The 18,521-nt window shown below is 49.9% G+C and carries 17 protein-coding genes; 14 read left to right on the top strand and 3 right to left on the bottom strand.

Translation table 11 applies throughout. The features are described 5' to 3' along the window. The first annotated feature begins 22 nt into the window (after positions 1 to 22). The 7 genes from F4V72_RS06385 (at position 23) to F4V72_RS06355 (ending at position 7,942) form a co-directional block, all read left to right on the top strand. Positions 23 to 1,075 (top strand): zinc-dependent alcohol dehydrogenase, encoded by a 1,053-nt coding sequence (locus F4V72_RS06385; protein ID WP_053511152.1) that lies wholly within the window; start codon positions 23 to 25, stop codon positions 1,073 to 1,075. Between the two features lie 18 nt (positions 1,076 to 1,093). Continuing rightward, complete coding sequence (locus F4V72_RS06380; protein ID WP_136058295.1) at positions 1,094 to 1,882, top strand: sugar phosphate isomerase/epimerase family protein; 789 nt, start codon at positions 1,094 to 1,096, stop codon at positions 1,880 to 1,882. Between the two features lie 10 nt (positions 1,883 to 1,892). After that, positions 1,893 to 2,948, top strand: a complete 1,056-nt coding sequence (locus F4V72_RS06375) for a Gfo/Idh/MocA family protein (protein ID WP_023246467.1) — start codon at positions 1,893 to 1,895, stop codon at positions 2,946 to 2,948. After that, positions 2,945 to 5,215: a glycoside hydrolase family 65 protein gene (locus tag F4V72_RS06370; RefSeq protein WP_136058294.1), complete on the top strand. Its 2,271-nt coding sequence runs from the start codon at positions 2,945 to 2,947 to the stop codon at positions 5,213 to 5,215. The genes F4V72_RS06375 and F4V72_RS06370 overlap by 4 nt, the downstream gene beginning before the upstream one ends. Then, positions 5,212 to 5,871, top strand: coding sequence for a beta-phosphoglucomutase (pgmB, locus tag F4V72_RS06365; RefSeq protein ID WP_023246465.1), 660 nt, complete (start codon positions 5,212 to 5,214; stop codon positions 5,869 to 5,871). The genes F4V72_RS06370 and pgmB overlap by 4 nt, the downstream gene beginning before the upstream one ends. 10 nt (positions 5,872 to 5,881) lie before the next feature. Next, a complete protein-coding gene (locus F4V72_RS06360; RefSeq protein WP_053511157.1) occupies positions 5,882 to 6,961 on the top strand; it encodes an ABC transporter ATP-binding protein in 1,080 nt (359 codons plus the stop codon). A 75-nt stretch (positions 6,962 to 7,036) separates the two neighbouring features. Next, the gene (locus tag F4V72_RS06355; RefSeq protein WP_070803887.1) at positions 7,037 to 7,942 is read left to right on the top strand and encodes an OmpG family monomeric porin; all 906 of its coding nucleotides are present in this window, start codon (positions 7,037 to 7,039) and stop codon (positions 7,940 to 7,942) included. Positions 7,943 to 7,972: 30 nt separating this feature from the next. On the opposite strand, the gene F4V72_RS06350 is transcribed toward F4V72_RS06355, so the two are convergent. Continuing rightward, positions 7,973 to 8,983, bottom strand: a complete 1,011-nt coding sequence (locus tag F4V72_RS06350) for a LacI family DNA-binding transcriptional regulator (protein WP_053511158.1) — start codon at positions 8,981 to 8,983, stop codon at positions 7,973 to 7,975. 151 nt (positions 8,984 to 9,134) lie between these two features. On the opposite strand from F4V72_RS06350, the gene F4V72_RS06345 reads away from it, so the two are divergent. The 3 genes from F4V72_RS06345 to tyrR all read left to right on the top strand — a co-directional run bounded on the left by F4V72_RS06345 (position 9,135) and on the right by tyrR (position 13,279). Continuing rightward, entirely contained in the window at positions 9,135 to 10,532 is a 1,398-nt protein-coding gene (locus F4V72_RS06345) for a YcjX family protein (RefSeq protein WP_023246460.1), read from the top strand. Then, on the top strand, positions 10,529 to 11,590 hold the full coding sequence (locus F4V72_RS06340; RefSeq protein ID WP_023246459.1) for a YcjF family protein: 1,062 nt from the start codon (positions 10,529 to 10,531) through the stop codon (positions 11,588 to 11,590). The genes F4V72_RS06345 and F4V72_RS06340 overlap by 4 nt, the downstream gene beginning before the upstream one ends. 147 nt (positions 11,591 to 11,737) lie before the next feature. Then, entirely contained in the window at positions 11,738 to 13,279 is a 1,542-nt protein-coding gene (gene tyrR / locus F4V72_RS06335; RefSeq protein ID WP_053529025.1) for a transcriptional regulator TyrR, read from the top strand. A gap of 81 nt (positions 13,280 to 13,360) precedes the next feature. Here tyrR and tpx read toward each other — a convergent pair whose 3' ends face one another. Continuing rightward, positions 13,361 to 13,867, bottom strand: a complete 507-nt coding sequence (tpx, locus tag F4V72_RS06330; protein WP_023246457.1) for a thiol peroxidase — start codon at positions 13,865 to 13,867, stop codon at positions 13,361 to 13,363. A gap of 115 nt (positions 13,868 to 13,982) precedes the next feature. On the opposite strand from tpx, the gene ycjG reads away from it, so the two are divergent. Beyond that, on the top strand, positions 13,983 to 14,948 hold the full coding sequence (gene ycjG / locus F4V72_RS06325; RefSeq protein WP_023246456.1) for an L-Ala-D/L-Glu epimerase: 966 nt from the start codon (positions 13,983 to 13,985) through the stop codon (positions 14,946 to 14,948). Here the strand turns inward: ycjG and mpaA are convergent. Then, positions 14,923 to 15,651: a murein tripeptide amidase MpaA gene (gene mpaA / locus F4V72_RS06320; RefSeq protein WP_023246455.1), complete on the bottom strand. Its 729-nt coding sequence runs from the start codon at positions 15,649 to 15,651 to the stop codon at positions 14,923 to 14,925. The genes ycjG and mpaA overlap by 26 nt on opposite strands. A gap of 398 nt (positions 15,652 to 16,049) precedes the next feature. Here mpaA and F4V72_RS06315 point away from each other — a divergent pair, with 398 nt between their 5' ends. Genes F4V72_RS06315 through F4V72_RS06305 form a run of 3 tightly spaced genes read left to right on the top strand, consistent with a single transcriptional unit; the run spans position 16,050 to position 18,278 of the window. Beyond that, positions 16,050 to 16,862, top strand: coding sequence for a toxin (locus F4V72_RS06315; RefSeq protein WP_136058292.1), 813 nt, complete (start codon positions 16,050 to 16,052; stop codon positions 16,860 to 16,862). 16 nt (positions 16,863 to 16,878) lie between these two features. Next, entirely contained in the window at positions 16,879 to 17,706 is an 828-nt protein-coding gene (locus F4V72_RS06310; protein WP_024149535.1) for a cytolethal distending toxin subunit B family protein, read from the top strand. Beyond that, on the top strand, positions 17,703 to 18,278 hold the full coding sequence (locus F4V72_RS06305) for a hypothetical protein (RefSeq protein WP_023246452.1): 576 nt from the start codon (positions 17,703 to 17,705) through the stop codon (positions 18,276 to 18,278). Before F4V72_RS06310 ends, F4V72_RS06305 begins: the two co-directional genes overlap by 4 nt. Positions 18,279 to 18,521 lie beyond the last annotated feature (243 nt).

The raw sequence follows: 18,521 nt of genomic DNA, 5'->3' as shown, positions 1-18,521 counted from the left end.
CATTTTAAACAAGGAGTTATAGATGAAAAAGTTAATCGCCACACAACCGCGCGTGGCGGCGTTGGTGGAGTATGAAGATCGTACCATTTTAGCGAATGAAGTAAAAATTCGCGTACTGTACGGAGCGCCGAAGCATGGAACCGAGGTGGTCGATTTCCGCGCCGCCAGCCCGTTTATTGATGAAGACTTCAACCCTGAGTGGCAGATGTTTATGCCGAGACCGGAAGGCGCGCCGCGCGGCATCGAATTCGGTAAGTTCCAGCTCGGTAACATGGTGGTAGGCGACATTATTGAATGCGGGAGCGATGTAACCGAGTACGCCGTTGGCGATCGGGTATGTGGTTATGGCCCGTTGTCTGAGACGGTCATTATTAACGCGGTGAATAACTACAAACTGCGCAAGATGCCGGAAGGCGGCTCGTGGAAAAACGCGGTCTGCTATGACCCGGCCCAGTTCGCCATGAGCGGAGTTAGGGATGCCAACGTACGCGTGGGCGATTTTGTCGTCATTGTCGGTTTAGGCGCTATTGGACAAATCGCGGTACAACTGGCGAAAAAAGCCGGCGCATCTGTGGTGATTGGTGTAGATCCTATTGCGCATCGCTGTGATATCGCACGCCGTCATGGCGCTGATTTCTGCCTCAACCCTGGCGGAACCGATGTCGGCATGGAGATCAAAAAACTGACCGCTAAGCAGGGCGCAGACGTGATCATCGAAACCAGCGGATATGCGGATGCGTTGCAATCAGCCCTTCGTGGTCTGGCCTACGGCGGCACCATCTCTTACGTGGCTTTCGCTAAACCGTTTGCGGCAGGGTTCAACCTGGGACGCGAAGCACATTTTAATAACGCCAAAATTGTTTTCGCTCGCGCCTGTAGCGAGCCGAATCCGGACTATCCGCGCTGGAATCGTAAGCGTATTGAAGAGACCTGCTGGGAACTGCTGATGAACGGTTATCTCGACTGCGAAGAAATCATTGACCCGGTCGTGACATTTGCCTCCAGCCCGGAAAGCTATATGGAGTATGTCGACAGGCATCCGGAAAAGAGCATCAAGATGGGCGTAACGTTTTAACTCAAGGGAATGTCGAAGATGAAAATTGGCACACAAAATCAGGCTTTCTTTCCGGAAAATATCCTGGAGAAATTTCGTTATATCAAACAGATGGGATTTGATGGTTTTGAGATAGACGGCAAATTGCTGGTCAATAATCTCGACGAAGTCAAAGCGGCCATTAAAGAAACAGGGCTGCCGGTGACAACGGCCTGTGGCGGCTACGATGGCTGGATTGGCGATTTCATTGAAGAGCGCCGCCTGAACGGCCTGAAGCAGATTGAGCGCATTCTGGAAGCGCTGGCGGATGTGGGCGGTCAGGGCATTATCGTTCCAGCCGCATGGGGAATGTTTACCTTCCGCCTGCCGCCAATGACCTCGCCACGCAGTCTGGAGGGCGACCGTAAAGCGGTAAGCGATTCGCTGCGTTACCTCGATAAAGTTGCTGAACGTACTGGCACTAACGTGTATCTGGAACCGCTCAACCGTTATCAGGATCATATGATTAACACCCTGGCCGACGCGCGCCGCTATATCGTCGAAAACGACCTGCAGCATGTGCAGATCATTGGCGATTTCTACCACATGAACATCGAAGAAGATGATATGGCGAAAGCGTTACATGATAACCGCGATCTGTTAGGGCATGTTCATATTGCGGATAACCATCGTTATCAGCCGGGCACCGGCACGTTGAATTTTAGCGTGCTGTTTGAACAACTGCGTCAGGACAATTATCAGGGTTATGTCGTGTATGAAGGGCGCGTCAGGGCGGAAAATCTGCCGGAAGCGTACCGTAAGTCATTGGCCTGGCTGCGCGCGTGCTAAGAGGATCTCCGTGAAAAGTGCAATGACAAGCTCTCCGCTGCGGGTCGCCATTATCGGCGCAGGCCAGGTAGCGGACAAAGTTCATGCTTCGTACTACTGCACCCGCGACGATCTGGAACTGGTGGCTGTCTGTGACAGCCGCCTGTCTCAGGCGCAAGCGCTGGCAGATAAATACGGTAGCGGTTCAGTCTGGGACGATCCGGAAAAAATGTTGCACGATGTTCAACCGGATATCGTCAGCATTTGTTCGCCAAATCGTTTTCATTATGAACACACCATGATGGCGTTAAAGGCGGGTTGTCATGTGATGTGTGAAAAGCCGCCGGCGATGACGCCGGAAGAAGCGCTGGAGATGTGCAATACGGCGCGGCGGGTGCAGAAAGTTTTGGCATATGATTTTCACCATCGCTTTGCGTTGGATACCCAACTGCTGCGTGAGCAGGTAATGTCCGGCACGCTCGGCGAGATTTATGTTACCAACGTCCGGGCATTGCGTCGCTGCGGCGTTCCAGGGTGGGGCGTATTTACTAACAAGGCATTGCAGGGCGGCGGGCCGTTGATCGACATCGGTATTCATATGCTGGATGCGGCGATGTATGTACTGGGGTTTCCGGCAGTAAAACGCGTTTGCGCGCACAGTTATCAGAAAATTGGTACGCGTAAACACTGCGGCCAATTTGGCGAGTGGGACCCCGCGACTTATACCGTTGAGGATTCACTGTTCGGCACGATTGAATTCCACAACGGGGGCATCTTACGTCTCGAAACCGCCTTTGCTCTGAATATTCCGGAGCAATCCGTGATGAATGTGAACTTTTGCGGCGATATAGCCGGGGCAACGCTCTTTCCGGCACAGATATATAACGACCTGAATGGCGAATTAAATGTCCTGTTCAGGCGAGATACTGCGGACGACAATCGCCATCTTCGCAGCATGGAAGCCTTCGTTAATCATGTGCAGGGCAGGCTCGTCATGATTGCGGATGCGGAACAGGGATTCGTCATTCAACAACTGGTGGCAGCGTTATATCACGCCGCTGAAACAGGAACGTGCGTGGAATTATGATAAAGCCTGCAATATTAACCGATCCGGGGTTTTGCCCGCATCGTCTGAATAAATATGCCACGCTCATGGCTTCAGGCAATGGGTATATAGGTGTTCGCGCCTGCCATGAAGAAGCGTATACGGTACAAACTCGCGGTATGTTTCTGGCGGGTCTCTATCATCGGGCTGGGAGCGGCGAGATAAATGAACTGGTCAATATCCCCGATGTGATTGGCGTCGACATCACATTGAATGGCGAAATTTTTTCGCTTTTGAGCGGAACGATCGAGCGCTGGCGTCGGGAAATCGACTTTGCCAGCGGTGAGTTGCGTCGATCCTTGATTTGGCGGGCGCCGAATGGGATGCGCTTTGCGATTGACAGCCGACGTTTCGTTTCCGCTGAGAAGTTATCGTTATTGGCGATGGAGATGACTATTACGCCATTGGACGCTGATGCCAGTATCGCCCTTTCCACCGGTATTGACGCCACGATGACTAATCATGGTCGTCAACATCTGGACGAGGCGCAGATCAGGGTTTTTGGCCAGCATTATCTGCAGGGGATCTACACCACTCAGGATGGACGCAACGATATTGCCATTTCCTCATACTGCTGCGTAAAAGGTGGCGTGCAGCGTTGTTTCACGGCAAAAGATCGCCGTCTGATGCAGCATAACAACGCGCAGGTAAAAGCCGGCGAGCGGCTTGTGCTGGAAAAACTGACGTGGGTTAACTGGAGCTCCGAAAGGCGAAATTCGCTCGAAAGCTGGGGGCGTCAGTCTCTACGGCTGCTGGAAAACTGTGTCGGGCAGGGCTATGACGCGTTGTTGGCAGAGACAACGGCGAACTGGCATTCATGGTGGCGATGTCACCGTGTGAAGGTTGTCAGTACAGCATGTGACGATCAACAGATGCTTGATCTCGCGCTTTATCATTTACGCATCATGACGCCGGAGCACGATGAGCGGAGCAGTATTGCTGCGAAGGGGCTTACCGGGGAAGGTTATAAAGGTCACGTTTTCTGGGATACCGAGGTGTTCCTGCTGCCATTCCATCTGCTTACCTCACCAGAAACCGCCAGGCGGCTGCTGCGCTACCGCTGGCATAATTTGCCTGGCGCACGCGAGAAGGCGAGGCGCAATGGCTGGCAGGGCGCTTTGTTCCCGTGGGAAAGCGCGCGCAGCGGAGAGGAAGAAACGCCGGAATTCGCGGCAATCAATATCCGTACCGGGTTACGGCAAAAAGTCGCCTCTGCGTTGGCGGAACATCACCTCGTCGCCGATATCGCCTGGGCGGTCATTCATTACTGGCACGCCACCCGCGATATCAACTTTATGTCCCGTGAGGGAATGGCGCTGTTAATGGAAACGGCTAAATTCTGGATGAGTCGCGCGATAGAGGTGAATGGTCGTCTGGAAATTCATAACGTTATTGGCCCCGATGAATATACCGAGCACGTCAATAACAATGCCTTTACCAATTATATGGCGCGCTACAATGTGGAACAGTCACTGGAGTTCGCCCGTTCACAGAAGTGCGCGGACGAGGCTTTTATTTACCGCGCCGAACATTTTTTACAACGTCTCTGGCTACCAGAGATTCAACCAGATGGCGTATTGCCACAGGATGATACGTTCCTCAGTAAGCCGGTTATCGATTTAGCGCAATATAAAGCGAAGGCGGGTAAACAAACCATTTTGCTGGATTACTCCCGCGCAGAAGTCAATGAGATGCAAATTCTTAAACAGGCGGATGTGGTGATGCTGGCTTATATGCTGCCGACGCTGTTTACGTCGCAGACATGTCTGGCAAATCTTCGTTTTTATGAGCCGCGTACTATCCATGACTCCTCTTTAAGTAAAGCGATTCATGGCATCGTGGCGGCCCGCTGTGGCGACCCCGTAATGGCGTATCAATTCTGGCGTGATGGGGCGCGTATCGATCTCGGCGATGACCCGCATAGCTGTGACGATGGCATTCATGCCGCCGCAACGGGGGCCATTTGGTTGGGGGCGATACAAGGGTTTGCTGGTCTTAGCGTCCGCCAGGGAGAATTGCATCTGGAGCCGACGTTGCCTGAAGTGTGGTCCGAATTATCCTTTCCGCTACAGTGGCAAGGCGTTGAACTCTTTATCACGATAAGCGCGGAAAGCATTCAGGTTAGCAGCACGCGCGCTGTCGAGATGTGGATCTGCGGCCAGCCGACGACGATTGACGGTGAGCAATGTTTCTCCCGACGCAACGTTATTTTACCTGTAATTGGGACCGCTACCATGGAGGGTGAATGAAACCTCAGGCCATCATTTTTGATTTAGACGGTGTCATTACTGATACCGCGCATCTTCATTTTATGGCGTGGAAACAGATTGCCGATGAAATGGGCATAGCTATTGATGAAGTCTTCAATGACAGTTTAAAGGGCATTAGCCGGATGGCGTCATTGCGGCGTATTTTACGGCATGGCGGAAGAGAGGGGACATTGAGTGAGAGTGAATGCCTGTACTGGGCATCGCGTAAAAACGCAATTTATGTCAATTCGTTACGCCAGTTGACGCCCCATTCCGTTTTGCCAGGGATTCGGGAATTACTCAATACTCTGGCCGGGTTGCAGATCCCGACAGCGCTCGCCTCGATATCGCTTAATGCGCCCGCTATTTTACAGGCGCTTGATATTGAAGACCTTTTTGATTTTTGCGCCGATGCGTCGCAAATTACACGTTCAAAACCAGATCCGGAGATTTTTATTACCGCCTGTAAAGGGTTAGGCGTCGTACCGGAAAAATGTATCGGTATTGAAGACGCACAAGCGGGGATAACGGCGATTAACGCGTGTGGAATGCGATCCGTAGGTATTGGCGAATCACTCACGGGAGCGGGATTGCTTCTCCCTTCGACGGAATATCTGACGTGGTCGTGTTTATCGGCTTTCTGGCTAAATGCATAAAGGAATCAACATGGCACAACTTTCACTGCAACATATTCAAAAAATATATGATAACCAGGTTCAAGTGGTTAAAGATTTTAACCTGGAAATTGCTGATAAAGAATTCATTGTCTTTGTCGGTCCGTCCGGCTGCGGTAAATCCACCACGCTGCGGATGATTGCCGGTCTGGAGGAAATTAGCGCAGGTGATTTACTGATTGACGGCCAGCGGATGAATGACGTCCCGGCGAAGGCGCGCAATATTGCGATGGTTTTTCAGAACTATGCGCTATATCCGCATATGAACGTCTACGACAACATGGCTTTTGGGTTGAAAATGCAGAAGATCGCGCCATCGATTATTGCTGAACGCGTCAATTGGGCGGCGCAGATTCTGGGGCTGCGGGATTATCTGAAACGTAAACCTGGCGCCTTATCCGGCGGTCAGCGCCAGCGGGTGGCGCTGGGCCGGGCGATAGTTCGGGAAGCAGGCGTATTTCTGATGGACGAACCGCTCTCTAACCTGGATGCTAAATTGCGCGTTCAGATGCGTGCGGAAATTAGCAAGCTGCACCAAAAACTAAATACTACCATGATTTATGTCACGCATGATCAAACCGAAGCCATGACGATGGCGACGCGTATTGTCATTATGAAAGACGGTATTGTTCAGCAAGTTGGCGCTCCAAAAGTCGTCTATAACCATCCGGCGAATATGTTTGTGGCCGGATTCATTGGTTCCCCAGCGATGAATTTTATTCGTGGCGCGATTGACGGTAATAAGTTTGTTACCGAAACGCTTAAATTAACCATTGCTGAAGAACAATTACAGATATTAAAAGCGAAGGAATATGAACATAAAGCCGTGGTGATGGGAATTCGTCCGGAAGATATTCATCCGCAAACCAGTAGCGATAATAACGCCACTGCGAAAATTAGCGTTGCGGAACTTACCGGAGCGGAATTTATGTTGTACACCATAGTTGGGGGGCACGAGTTGGTGGTCCGTGCCGGAGCAATGAATGACTATTATGCAGGAGATAATATCACCATCCATTTTGATATGGCGAAATGCCATTTCTTTGATGCAGAAACTGAAGTCGCCATTTAACGATAAAACATCTCTGGGGGAGTTCGCTTCTCCAACTTTAGTGTCATTTTATTTATATTTTAACAAGGGATAAAAATGAAAACCTTACTGTCCTCTACTGCGCTAGTTATGTGCGCAGGAATGGCTTGCGCACAAGCTGCCGAAAAAAATGACTGGCATTTTAATATTGGTGCCATGTACGAAATAGAAAACGTCGAAGGTCAGGCGGAAGATATGGATGGACTGGGTGAACCTTCCATCTATTTTAATGCAGCAAATGGACCATGGAAAATTTCGCTGGCGTATTACCAGGAAGGTCCGGTCGATTATAGTGCAGGTAAACGTGGTACCTGGTTTGATCGTCCGGAGCTGGAAATTCGCTATCAATTACTGGAAAGCGACGACGTTAATTTTGGCTTGACCGGTGGTTTTCGTAATTATGGCTATCACTATGTAGATGAGCCCGGGAAAGATACCGCGAATATGCAGCGCTGGAAAGTACAACCAGACTGGGATATTAAACTCAGCGACGACTTACGTTTTGGTGGTTGGCTCGCTATGTATCAGTTTGTCAATGAGTTATCGATAACGGGTTATTCCGACAGCCGTGTAGAGAGCGAAACAGGTTTTACGTACAAGATCAATGATATGTTCTCGATGGTAACTAACTATTATCTTGAGCGTGGTTTTAATATAGATAAGTCGCGTAATAACGGCGAATTCTCTACTCAGGAAATCCGCGCTTACTTGCCGATCTCCTTAGGCAATACGACATTGACGCCCTATACTCGTATTGGGCTTGATCGCTGGACTAACTGGGACTGGCAGGATGATCCTGAGCGTGAAGGCCATGACTTCAACCGACTGGGATTATTATATGCATATGACTTCCAGAACGGCCTGTCAATGACGCTGGAATATGCCTTTGAATGGGAGGACCATGACGAAGGTGAGAGCGATAAATTCCACTATGCCGGGATAGGTATTAACTACGCCTTTTAATTGAACTGGGGCAGATTGATGCCCCAGTCTTTAAGCCAACGATCCTGTTAACGAAATGCGTGTCTTGACGGTAATATTTGTGACTGTTTTTTTTCCGGCAATCAGATTAAATAGTAAGCGGCAGCTTTCTTCACCTAATGCCTGCGTTGGCACGTCAATCCCGCCCGGCGGTGGCGTCAACATGAAGGAAAGCATCTCATTACTGTAACCAACAATGGCCAGTTGCTGAGGAATAGCGATATTTTTTTCGGCGGCCACGCGATATAAGCTCATGAGTTTCAGACTGTCGGTAGCAAATACGGCATCCGGCAACGGTTGTTGACTTAATAATTCTCTGGCGGCTAACAGCGCGCTTTCATGCGTATAACCACCGTCAATAATCCATTTTTCATGCAGAACGAGGTTATGTGCGGTAATACTGGTTTTATAACCATTAACCCGATCGATAGAAACGTGGAAATCGAGCGGCGCATGGAGGCAGGCAATACGGTGATGACCGTTATTAATTAAGGCGTTTGTTAACGCAATGCTGTCGCGAAAATTATCCGTATCAACCGAATAAACATGATTATATTGACCCTCAACCTTACCAATAACAACAACCGGGACATCATACTTATCCAGTTGTGCAAAAAAGGTTTCGTCTGCGGGCGAGCTAAGCATAATGATGCCTTTAATCAATTTTTGTTTGATTTTACTTTCACACTTTTGCAGATCATCCTCAGTACTACGTGAAGTTTGTAATATCACGTCAAACCCTTCCTCTTCTGCTTTGGCGGTAATCGCATGTAACACTTCTGAGAAGAAAGGGTTCCCCGCCGTGGTTTTTGCTGAACGGGTGGAAATAACCATAATGGCGTCAAAACCGGACGTTGTCAGTGCCCGGGCAAGCTTATTTGGCTGATATTGTAATTCATCAATGGCGCGCAGGACTTTTTCGCGCGCTTCCGGTGAGATATTCGTCTGCTTATTGAGAACGCGCGACACCGTCGACTTTGAAACTCCCGCAACACGCGCGATATCATAAATAGTGGGGGACATATTCCTGAAAACTCCATCCAAGAGCGAATAGTGAACATCTTATGGAGTTCACTCGCGGATGACAACACAGGCGGTTGATAATCAACAACCTGCCCCCATTTCTATAAGCATACATTATAATTTTCTTCTCTTCAGGCTCAACAGGATGGCAATGAAGCGACTTAAAACTGAACTCAACGCGCTGGTCAACCGTGGGGTAGACAGGCATTTGCGTCTTGCCGTAACCGGGTTGAGCCGCAGCGGTAAAACGGCGTTTATCACGGCGATGGTTAACCAGTTGCTTAATGTTCACGCGGGGGCTCGCTTGCCATTGTTCAGCGCGGTACGCGAAGAACGTCTGCTTGGCGTAAAGCGCGTGCCTCAACGTGATTTTGGTATTCCCCGTTTTACCTACGACGAGGGGGTACTCCAGCTTTATGGCAATCCTCCCGCCTGGCCCACACCGACGCGCGGCGTCAGTGAGATTCGGCTGGCGTTGCGCTATCGCTCAAACGACTCTCTGCTGCGCCATTTTAAAGATACCTCAACATTGTATCTGGAGATCGTGGATTATCCTGGTGAATGGTTACTCGATCTGCCCATGCTGGCTCAGGATTATTTAAGCTGGTCCCGTCAGATGAACGGTTTGTTGCAAGGGCAACGGGCTGAGTGGGCCGCGAAATGGCGGCTGCTTTGCGAAGGACTCGATCCGCTGGCGCCCGCCGATGAAAACCGGCTGGCGGAGATTGCCGTCGCCTGGACGGACTATTTGCATCAGTGTAAATCGCAGGGATTGCATTTTATTCAACCTGGACGATTTGTTTTGCCGGGCGATATGGCGGGCGCGCCGGCGTTGCAGTTTTTCCCGTGGCCGGATGTGGACGCTTTCGGCGAGTCAAAACTGGCGCAGGCGGATAAACAAACCAACGCCGGAATGCTGCGCGAACGATTTAACTACTATTGTGAAAAAGTGGTCAAAGGATTCTACAAAAATCATTTTCTACGCTTTGATCGCCAGATTGTGCTGGTGGACTGTCTGCAACCGCTCAATAGCGGTCCGCAGGCGTTTAATGATATGCGTCTCGCCTTGACGCAGTTGATGCAAAGTTTTCACTATGGCCAGCGGACGCTGTTTCGCCGATTATTCTCACCGGTAATTGATAAATTGCTGTTTGCCGCGACGAAAGCCGACCATGTTACCCTTGATCAACATGCCAATATGGTAGCTTTACTCCAGCAGCTCATTCAGGACGCCTGGCAAAATGCCGCGTTTGAAGGCATTAGTATGGATTGCCTGGGGCTGGCTTCAGTGCAGGCAACCACCAGCGGCGTAATTGAGGTCAACGGTGAAAAAATCCCGGCTTTACGTGGAAACCGTTTGAGTGACGGCACGCCGTTAACGGTGTACCCCGGCGAAGTACCTTCCCGCTTGCCGGGTCAAGCATTTTGGGATAGTCAGGGTTTTCAGTTCGAAGCATTTCGCCCGCAGGTGATGGATGTTGATAAACCATTACCGCACATTCGTCTGGACGCTGCGCTGGAGTTTTTAATAGGAGATAAGCTGCGATGAGCGAACCGTTAAAACCGCGTATTGATTTTGCAGAACCGCTGAAGGAGGCACCTACGTCGGCCTTCAAAGCGCAGCAAACTTTCAGCGAAGCGGAGTCGCGTACATTTGCGCCTGCGGCTATCGATGAGCGCCCGGAAAATGAAGACGCGGCAGAAGCGGCGGTCGATGCCGCGCTGCGCCCCAAACGTAGCCTGTGGCGTAAAATGGTGATGGGAGGGCTGGCGCTGTTTGGCGCGAGCGTGGTAGGGCAAGGCGTACAGTGGACAATGAATGCCTGGCAAACCCAGGATTGGGTCGCTTTAGGCGGCTGTGCCGCAGGCGCGCTGATCATTGGCGCTGGCGTCGGATCGGTAGTCACAGAGTGGCGAAGATTATGGCGATTGCGCCAACGGGCGTATGAGCGGGATGAGGCGCGTGAACTGTTACATAGCCATAGCGTCGGGAAAGGTCGCGCGTTTTGCGAAAAACTGGCGCAGCAGGCGGGGATTGATCAATCACACCCGGCATTACAACGTTGGTATGCCGCTATTCACGAAACGCAAAACGACAGGGAAATCGTCGGTCTGTATGCGCATCTGGTGCAGCCGGTGCTAGACGCGCAGGCGCGGCGTGAGATTAGCCGTTTTGCTGCAGAGTCGACTCTGATGATCGCCGTCAGCCCGTTAGCGCTGGTGGATATGGCGTTTATTGCCTGGCGTAACTTACGTCTGATTAACCGCATCGCAACGCTGTATGGCATTGAACTTGGTTATTACAGCCGTCTTCGTCTGTTCCGCCTGGTGTTGCTGAATATCGCGTTTGCGGGAGCCAGTGAGCTGGTGCGTGAAGTCGGTATGGACTGGATGTCTCAGGATCTGGCGGCACGCCTTTCCACGCGCGCGGCGCAGGGGATTGGCGCAGGGCTGCTTACGGCTCGGTTGGGAATAAAAGCGATGGAGTTATGTCGGCCATTGCCGTGGATCGACAACGATAAACCACGCCTCGGCGATTTTCGCCGTCAGCTTATCGGTCAGCTAAAAGAGACGCTACAGAAGAGTAAGCCGTCGCCTGAAAAATAGTCCTTCACAGGGCGCTGACTGCCTGGCTTTACGCCGCAGCGCCCATTTCTCCGTCATGCTGTCAATATTTGTTGACAGAATCCTTCCTGCCAGCCGAATAGTGGCTTATCATCTATTCAATGGTTCATTATTCAGGTGAAGGTTCTCATGCGTCTGGAAGTCTTTTGTGAAGACCGACTTGGTCTGACCCGCGAATTACTCGATTTACTGGTGTTACGTAGCATTGATTTACGCGGAATCGAGATTGATCCCATTGGGCGAATTTATCTTAATTTTGCTGAGCTGGAATTCACCGACTTTAGCCGCCTGATGGCTGAAATCCGCCGTATTTCCGGCGTAACGGATGTCCGTACCGTTCCCTGGATGCCGTCCGAACGTGAACATCTGGCCCTGAGCGCGTTGCTTGAGGCGTTGCCAGAGCCGGTGCTCTCATTGGATATGAAAAGTAAAGTGGAGATGGCGAACCCGGCGAGTTGTCAGCTCTTTGCCCAGAGTCAGGAGCGAATGCGACATCATACCGCCGCGCAATTAATCAACGGCTTCAATTTTCAGCGTTGGCTGGAAGGTAACCCGCAAAGTTCCCATAACGAACATGTGGTGATCAACGGGCAAAACTTCTTGATGGAGATTACGCCGGTACATTTACAAAACGAAAATGACGAATACGTGTTGACCGGGGCGGTAGTGATGCTGCGATCCACGATTCGTATGGGGCGGCAGCTACAGAATTTGTCCGTGCAGGATCTGAGCGCGTTTAGTCAGATTATTGCTGTGAGCGCAAAGATGAAACACGTCGTTGAGCAGGCGCGCAAACTGGCGATGCTCAGCGCGCCGCTGCTGATTACCGGCGATACGGGAACCGGCAAAGATCTTTTCGCCCATGCCTGTCATCAGGCAAGCCCTCGTTCAGCAAAACCGTATCTGGCGCTGAACTGCGCTTCAATCCCGGAAGATGCCGTAGAAAGCGAACTATTCGGTCATGCGCCGGAAGGTAAAAAAGGCTTCTTTGAACAGGCGAATGGCGGTTCGGTGCTGTTGGATGAAATTGGCGAAATGTCGCCGCGTATGCAGGCGAAGCTGCTACGTTTTCTCAACGATGGTACGTTCCGTCGCGTCGGCGAAGATCACGAAATTCATGTTGATGTCCGCGTTATCTGCGCCACGCAGAAAAATCTGGTGGAGCTGGTGCAAAAAGGACTGTTTCGCGAAGATCTCTATTATCGACTTAACGTTCTGACGCTTAATTTGCCGCCGTTGCGCGATTGTCCGCAGGATATTATGCCGTTGACGGAACTGTTCGTGGCGCGTTTTGCCGACGAACAGGGCGTTCCGCGACCGAAACTGTCTGCCGATCTGAGTACGGTACTCACTCGTTACGGCTGGCCGGGCAACGTACGCCAGCTTAAAAACGCGATTTATCGGGCGCTGACGCAACTGGAAGGATATGAGCTACGGCCGCAGGATATTCTGCTGCCTGATTACGACGCCGCGACGGTGGCCGTCGGCGAGGATGCGATGGAAGGCTCGCTGGATGATATTACCAGTCGTTTTGAACGTTCTGTTCTGACCCAGCTTTATCGTAGCTATCCGAGTACGCGTAAGCTGGCGAAACGGTTGGGGGTATCGCACACAGCCATCGCCAATAAGCTGCGTGAGTATGGTTTGAGCCAGAAGAAAGGTGAAGAGTAGAGAAAAGAAAGCCTCCGAATGGAGGCCTTCTTGTGACAAAAGAGCACCGCCTGTAGCACTGACAAGCGTAGCGCCATCGGGCTATGCCTTCAGGACGTTCAGCGCGGCGACATAATCCGGCTCGTGGGTGATTTCATCTACCAGTTGGCTGAAAATAACACTGTCGTTTTCGTCAATCACGATAACCGCGCGCGCCGCCAGCCCTTTCAGCGGACCGTCAGTGATTTCGACGCCGTAATTTTTCAGAAACTCGGTATTACGCAGAGTGGAAAGCGTAATTACGTTGCTCAGACCTTCCGCGCCGCAAAAACGCGACTGTGCAAAAGGCAGGTCAGCAGAAACGCACAATACGACGGTATTCTCCACTTCTGTGGCCAGTTGGTTAAACTTACGGACTGATGCTGCGCATACGCCAGTATCGATGCTTGGAAAAATATTAAGCACTTTGCGTTTGCCCGCATACTGGCTGAGTGAGACGTCAGACAGATCTTTTGCGACAAGAGTGAAAGCCTGTGCTTTGCTACCAGCCTGCGGAATAACGTTGGCAACAGTGACCGGGTTACCCTGGAAATGTACAGTCTGTGACATAATTATGTTCCTGTTTACTTATAGTTAACGTCGAAAACCAGTTTAAGTCATTATTCGTTAACACGGCAAATACTATTTGTGGCAAGCCGCGTCCGGCGCTATCTGAGAGGAAGAGATGAGAGCTGTTAAGGTATACGAGGAAACCTGGCCGTTACATACGCCTTTCGTTATTGCGCGTGGTAGCCGAAGCGAAGCGCACGTTGTTGTTGTCGAACTCGAAGACGAGGGCGTAAAAGGTGTCGGGGAATGTACGCCTTATCCACGCTATGGCGAAAGCGATGCCTCGGTTATGGCGCAAATCATGAGTATTGTGCCTCAGTTGGAAAATGGGCTAACCCGCGAAGCATTGCAGAAACTGTTACCGGCAGGCGCAGCACGCAACGCGGTGGATAGCGCCTTATGGGATTTGCAGGCTCGCCAGCGGCAGCAAAGCCTTGCCGAGTTGCTCGGTGTGACGCTGGACCCTGTTTTTACTACCGCGCAAACGGTAGTGATAGGCACGCCGGAACAGATGGCGGCCAGTGCGGCGGCATTATGGGAAAAAGGGGCGACGCTGCTGAAAATTAAACTGGATGCGCGTCTGATTAGCGAGCGTATGGTGGCGATCCGCGCGGCGGCGCCGGAGGCGACGCTCATTGTGGACGCCAATGAATCGTGGCGTCCGGAGGGGCTGGCGGCGCGTTGTCAGTTACTGGCGGATCTGAACGTCGCGATGCTGGAACAACCGCTGCCCGCACAGGATGACGCCGCTCTGGAGAATTTTATTCATCCGTTGCCCATCTGTGCGGATGAAAGCTGCCATACCCGCAGTAGTCTGAAAGCCCTGACGGGGCGCTACGATATGATCAACATCAAGCTGGATAAAACCGGCGGCCTGACCGAGGCGCTGGCGCTGGCAACAGAAGCGCGGGAACAAGGATTCGGCCTGATGCTGGGCTGTATGCTCTGTACATCAAGGGCGATTAGCGCCACGCTGCCGCTTATGCCGCAGGTGAGTTTCGCCGATCTTGATGGCCCAACATGGCTGGCGGTCGACGTTGAGCCCGCGCTGCGCTTTACGACGGGTCAACTCTATCTTTAGGATGCCAGCGCAGCAGATTTGACATGGCCGGCAGGTATTTTTCGCTGGCTTCATCGGCGGAAATAGGAGGAAACTCGGCGGTAATACAGTGTAGGTTGAGGTCGGCGCACCAGCTGCCAAATGAACCAGGCGTTTCATAGCCTACGCTGGTCACCAGCGGTAACGCAAAAGCATGAGCCAGCCACTCGCCTAGCTCGCTGCGACGAGGATCTTCAATGCAGGATAACGGATCGTGAAAAGAGACGACCCAGGCGGGTTGAAGTCGATGAATTAACTGACAAAGCGCCTGGGTTTCCGGTTCTGAGCCGGGATGGTTGCCGGTTAACAGCACGACATCACGTTCTTCCGTGCTGCTATTCCAGCGGTAAACTGTTTCACCCGCTTTCCAGTTGGCGGCGGGAAAGTTACGGTTTAAATCAATGCCATTCGCATTTGCTCTTAACCCCAGTTGGCAGCCATCAGGGTTAACGGCAAGTACGACATGATGACGGCGAAGCGATGGATTTAAAGTTCGTAACGCACAGGAAAGCGTAACCACGGAGGACGTTTCATCCCCGTGGGTGCCAGCCAGTATCAGGCCGCTTTCGCGATCGGCGGCGGGCGCCGGAAACCAGATTAGCGGCGCGCCAAGTCCTGAATGTCCGTAATGTTCAGTGCCTGGCGGAAATGCGCCGCGCTCGGCACGGGGGCGGGTGATAGTCATACGCGTTTCCCGAAGCTGAAACTATTGGGGTAATCGTCGTAGTGTTGTGTAAAACTCGCCGATTATCAAATGGTTTCTATTTACTATCTCATAGGGCGCTATATCAACTTTCTGCCGGATACAGACTGGCCGTAGTAAACATCATTTATTATGGTTTGCTGAGTGAACTAACGTTATTGCATTTTTATATATGATTTCAGTGACATAAAAAATTAACAATAGTTATTATATATGAATGATAGATTTGTTCAGATGTCTGGTCTGATATAAACATATTTAAATCTTATTTTATAATTGACAAGTTTAATTCTACTTATAAAATGTTAAATGCCGAATTAAATATTAACTATAAGATAATTAATGTTTAAAAAAACTCCATTTAATAATAAGGATAAGCAATGAAAAAAAGTAGTTGGCTAATCATTATTACAACTCTGACGGGATGTTCATCTTCTCCTCCTTTGGTTAGTGGTAATGAGTTTTATAAAATTTTTCCAGCACCTGGCGGTAATGGCCCTGTCCCTCCTGACCCGCAGGAGCTAGGATTGGCAATACCTGGCCCGGGAGGCGTCAATAAACAAACAACTTCCTCTAACGCACCTCTTCCAGTACCAAAAGATAATCCTAGTGTATCTATCATGAGTATGAGCGGGGCCGTACTGACAGTATGGGGACGCCATAGAAACTCATGGTTATGGGGTTACACGCCCTGGGATTCAAACAGTTTTGGTGAATTACGTAACTGGAAAATAATACCGGGAAAGACTCCGGGAACAGTGCGCTTCGTCAATCAGGGAACCGGAACATGCATGACATGGGGAGTTGGAATAAGCGGTGACGGTGGATTTATACACACCACTTGCGATCCACGCTCTGCTGTGTTCGATTTTCACTTAATTCCGACACTCAATGGCAATGTCTTTATTAAGTCAGTAGATCTCAATCGTTGTATTCGGGCAAGATTTTTAGACAGAACAGCAAGCTCCCCATATGCTTTTGAAATATTACAGGCAGAATGTCCAAAACCTGGGGAGAAAAATATTGAGTTGCAGTGGTCTATTAGTGAACCTCTGCGGTCTGCTCTTGCAGCTATTTCTAAGCCAGAAATTAGGCCAGCCCCTCCGCCACCCCCACTTGTTGATGGTTTAACAATAAATGATTCAGATTCAAATAATATATCAGCTACTCAAATTCAGCCTGTAATTTATTAAAAATGAGGTTGCAAAATTGAAAAATATACTACTTTTCTTCGTCTGTCTTCTTACCTTTCCAGCGCACGCTGCATTAACTGATTATAAAGTTGCCACATGGAATTTACAGGGGTCTTCTACAAGAAGCGAAAATAAATGGAATGTGAATGTACGGCAACTTATTAGTGGGGCTGGAGCTGTTGATATTTTAATGGTTCAGGAGGCTGGACGTCCACCAGCAAGTGCGGTTGATACTGGAAGAATTATTAATTCACCCGGTATTCCGGTTCGTGAACTTACATGGAATTTAGGAAGTAACAGTCGTCCCCAACAAGTTTTTATCTATTTCTCACAGCTTGATGTTTTTGCTGGACGCGTTAATCTTGCTATCGTAAGCCATCGTCGTGCAGATGAGGTTATCGTTCTTCCCCCTCCTTCGACAGCATCGCGTCCTATAATGGGAATAAGAATAGGTTCAGATGCGTTTTTCACTATTCACGCCCTGGCAAATAGGGGAGTAGATGCTCCAGCGGTTGTAAATAGTGTTTTTGAGTTTTTCCGTAATAGCCCAAGGCCGGATATGCAGGCTACAAACTGGATGATTGCGGGCGATTTCAATCGTAATCCAGATAACCTCAGAATGGCGATCGAAACTCCTGTAAGAAATAATACTGTCGTATTAGCACCTTCAGATCCTACGCAGCGCAGCGGAGGGATACTGGACTATGCTGTTGTAGGCAATGCGATTGCATTTATTCCGCCAGTGCTGAGGGCCGGATTATTATTCGGGGAAAGAGCGACTCAGATATCATCAGATCATTACCCGGTTGGTATTTTCTTACCACCTCCTGGAGAACCAAGATGAAAAAAAATATAATAATGCTATTTTTCTTTACAAGTATCCTGACTGGTTGTGGCTCATCGGTTAATAATGAGAGATTAGTTTCTCTGAATCCTGGAGAAGACATATCGGGTGCTGAAAATGGATCGTTGTTTAGTATTCGTAATATACAAAGTGGCTTTATGATAACTAATATTCTTGATCAACAGGGGCGGGAACAAAGTGGCTGGGAACTGATACAACAGGAAACACCAATAGAAGTATTGGCAACTACCCCTGGGGGGTGGATTCAATTTCATGACCCAATTACCAGACAGTGCCTTAATGCTATAAACGGTGTCGCTTTAACCAAAGGGACATGTGATTTAAAAAATCGAGAATCGTTATTTGTGTTAATACCATCTACCACAGGTGCGGTGCAAATTCAGTCTGTGCATTCGAAAACGTGTATTATTGATCAGGATAATACCGATCATTTTCTATTCGGTCGTTGTGTCGCTGATATCCAGAATCCACAACAAGTAGTCCCTGAAAAAAATCTTTGGATGCTCAATCCACCAGTCACTGCATCCTCCATGGCTCCCATCAATATATAGTTTTTATAAGTGAAAACTACTTGTGTGATTCCCCTTCGAAAGTAATTGTTCAACAAGTAGAAGGGGAGTTGCAGACGATAAAACTCCCGCTACATCCATGACAGATGTCACCACATTATATAGACGATGAACAGCTTTAAGTAAGCAAGAAAAAAAGGGACTCCTTGCGAAGTCCCAGCATAACGTTAATTGCCTGAGTCATTATTATATTGCTGCGGACTCTCGCTTTCACACTTAAAGCCA

Origin of the sequence: Salmonella enterica subsp. diarizonae, assembly GCF_008692785.1 — a bacterium.
GTDB classification, from domain to species: domain Bacteria; phylum Pseudomonadota; class Gammaproteobacteria; order Enterobacterales; family Enterobacteriaceae; genus Salmonella; species Salmonella diarizonae.
This window is presented reverse-complemented; position numbering and strand designations above follow the sequence as displayed.

Bases quoted from the DNA above. Each gene is read 5' to 3' on its own strand.
- pgmB (WP_023246465.1), top strand. From the start codon at position 5,212: ATGAAACCTCAGGCCATCATTTTTGATTTAGACGGTGTCATTACTGAT.
- F4V72_RS06350 (WP_053511158.1), bottom strand. From the start codon at position 8,983: ATGTCCCCCACTATTTATGATATCGCGCGTGTTGCGGGAGTTTCAAAG.
- F4V72_RS06340 (WP_023246459.1), top strand. From the start codon at position 10,529: ATGAGCGAACCGTTAAAACCGCGTATTGATTTTGCAGAACCGCTGAAG.
- ycjG (WP_023246456.1), top strand. From the start codon at position 13,983: ATGAGAGCTGTTAAGGTATACGAGGAAACCTGGCCGTTACATACGCCT.
- tpx (WP_023246457.1), bottom strand. From the start codon at position 13,867: ATGTCACAGACTGTACATTTCCAGGGTAACCCGGTCACTGTTGCCAAC.
- tyrR (WP_053529025.1), top strand. From the start codon at position 11,738: ATGCGTCTGGAAGTCTTTTGTGAAGACCGACTTGGTCTGACCCGCGAA.
- F4V72_RS06305 (WP_023246452.1), top strand. From the start codon at position 17,703: ATGAAAAAAAATATAATAATGCTATTTTTCTTTACAAGTATCCTGACT.
- F4V72_RS06355 (WP_070803887.1), top strand. From the start codon at position 7,037: ATGAAAACCTTACTGTCCTCTACTGCGCTAGTTATGTGCGCAGGAATG.
- F4V72_RS06385 (WP_053511152.1), top strand. From the start codon at position 23: ATGAAAAAGTTAATCGCCACACAACCGCGCGTGGCGGCGTTGGTGGAG.
- mpaA (WP_023246455.1), bottom strand. From the start codon at position 15,651: ATGACTATCACCCGCCCCCGTGCCGAGCGCGGCGCATTTCCGCCAGGC.
- F4V72_RS06380 (WP_136058295.1), top strand. From the start codon at position 1,094: ATGAAAATTGGCACACAAAATCAGGCTTTCTTTCCGGAAAATATCCTG.
- F4V72_RS06370 (WP_136058294.1), top strand. From the start codon at position 2,945: ATGATAAAGCCTGCAATATTAACCGATCCGGGGTTTTGCCCGCATCGT.
- F4V72_RS06345 (WP_023246460.1), top strand. From the start codon at position 9,135: ATGAAGCGACTTAAAACTGAACTCAACGCGCTGGTCAACCGTGGGGTA.
- F4V72_RS06360 (WP_053511157.1), top strand. From the start codon at position 5,882: ATGGCACAACTTTCACTGCAACATATTCAAAAAATATATGATAACCAG.
- F4V72_RS06315 (WP_136058292.1), top strand. From the start codon at position 16,050: ATGAAAAAAAGTAGTTGGCTAATCATTATTACAACTCTGACGGGATGT.